The sequence below is a fragment of the Dietzia sp. SYD-A1 genome, from assembly GCF_015356725.1.
In the GTDB taxonomy this organism is placed as follows: domain Bacteria; phylum Actinomycetota; class Actinomycetes; order Mycobacteriales; family Mycobacteriaceae; genus Dietzia.
In genome coordinates this window covers 1-2,166 of record NZ_JADDKI010000618.1, presented here as the reverse complement: position 1 = coordinate 2,166, position 2,166 = coordinate 1, and the positions used below count along the sequence as shown (strand labels likewise).

1 pseudogene is annotated in these 2,166 nt (G+C 63.5%); it reads left to right on the top strand.

The features are described from left to right. Window positions 1-83: 83 nt before the first annotated feature. A pseudogene (locus IY392_RS17740) lies at window positions 84-2,117 on the top strand (DEAD/DEAH box helicase family protein); the annotation flags it as partial. Window positions 2,118-2,166 lie beyond the last annotated feature (49 nt).

The window sequence follows — 2,166 nt, the reverse complement described above, 5'->3', positions numbered from 1 at the left end:
CGTCGGTCTACTCATGCAGGCGACTGTCCGGCGGATGGCCATCCGCCGGACAGTCGTGCACATCGCCTTGTAAGACTGTGGCCATGGCTTCTGTGCATGAGGTGATCGAGGCGTTCCGTCTGGCTCCGACGAATGTGGAGCGGGGGACGAAGTTCGAGCAGCTCATGGTGCGCTACTTCGAGCTCGATCCGATGCTGTCGCAGCAGTACGACAAGGTGTGGCGGTGGATCGACTGGCCCGGCCGGGACGGCAAGCCCGATACGGGGATCGACCTGGTGGCCCGGGAACGCGACACCGGTGAGTACACGGCCGTCCAGTGCAAATTCTACGAGCCCGAGCACTATCTGCAGAAGGTCGATCTGGACTCGTTTTTCACTGCTTCGGGCAAGGCCCCGTTCACCAACCGGGTCATCATCTCCACGACCAACAAGTGGGGCAGGCATGCCGAGGACGCCCTCGATGGGCAGACCATCCCGGTCCAGCGGATCTCGCTCGAGGATCTCGCTGAGTCGGCGATTGATTGGGACATCGCCTGGCCCCAGGGCGAACTGCAAGTTGATCTGGCCCCGTCCACGCCTTACACGCTGCGCCCACACCAGCAGGAAGCACTGGAGGCGGTGTTCCGCGGGTTTGCCGAGGGCAACGACCGGGGCAAGCTCATCATGGCCTGCGGCACTGGTAAGACCTTTACGTCGCTGAAGATCGCCGAGCAGACGGCCCTCGACAACGGCGGGCGCGCCCGAATCCTGTTCGCGGTCCCCTCGATCGCCCTGCTGTCGCAGACATTGCGCGAGTGGACTGCCCGTGCCGAGCTGGATATTCGAGCGTTCGCAGTGTGCTCGGACACCAAGGTCTCTCGTGCAGCGGAGGACTATGACACCTCTGACGTCGCCATTCCAGTCACCACGAACCCGGAGCAGCTCGCGGAGAAGATGAGTTACCGCAAGCGGGCAGCGGGGATGACGGTGGTGTTCACCACCTACCAATCACTGCCCGCAGTCTCCAAGGCCCAAAGCCTTGGTGTGGACCCATTCGATCTGGTGATCTGCGACGAAGCGCACCGCACGACCGGCATCACCCTCGCAGGCGAGGATGCGTCGAACTTCGTCGCAGTGCACGACCCGGACTTCCTCAAGGCCAGCCGGCGGTTGTACATGACCGCCACCCCGCGCCTGTTCAACGACGAGACCAAGGACAAGGCAGAGGATCACTCCGCGGAGATCGCCTCCATGGATGACCTAGAGACGTACGGTCCCGAGTTTCATCGGCTCTCGTTCGGCGAGGCCGTCGACCGCGGACTGCTCACTGACTACAAGGTCCTGGTCCTGACGGTGGACGAATCGGTCATGGCCAGCCGGCTTCAGTCAGATCTGGCCGATGCCGGTGAGCTCAAACTCGATGATGCGTCCAAACTGGTGGGCTGCTGGAACGGACTGGCCAAACGGGCCGGCACCTCCCCGACAGGTGAGGGCTTCGCCCCCGGTGAGCCGCCGATGCGCCGAGCCGTCGCCTTTGCCCGCGACATCAAGTCCTCCAAGCAGGTCGCCGAGATGCTTCCCAGGGTCGTGGAGTCCTACCAAGACCTGCTGCGCGACGCCGAGGTCGACGGCGTGGACGTCTCGGACACCAACCGGTCCCTGAACTGCTCGGTGCACCACGTCGACGGCACCTTCAACGCCCTCAAGCGCAACGAGGAGTTGACCTGGCTCAAGGCCGAACCAGACGCGAATGAGTGCCGCATCCTGACCAACGCCCGCTGCCTGTCCGAAGGCGTGGACGTCCCAGCATTGGATGCAGTGCTGTTCCTGCATCCCCGCAACTCCGTGGTCGACGTGGTGCAGTCTGTCGGTCGCGTGATGCGCAAATCACCAGGCAAGGACTACGGCTACATCATCCTGCCCGTCGCCGTGCCCGAGGGCGTCAAGCCGTCGGAGGCGTTGAACGACAACCGGCGATTCAAGACCGTGTGGCAGGTTCTCAACGCCCTGCGGGCGCATGACGATCGGTTCAACGCGATGGTCAACTCCATCGCCCTGAACTCCAAGACCCGGGACAAGACCGGCCAGGGCGTCGACCAGCTCCTCGGCGGTCACGTCGGTCCCGCGGAGGACGGAGCGTGTCAAATCAAATGAGACGTGAGGTGCTCGGTTGGGCTTGGCTAGTTTC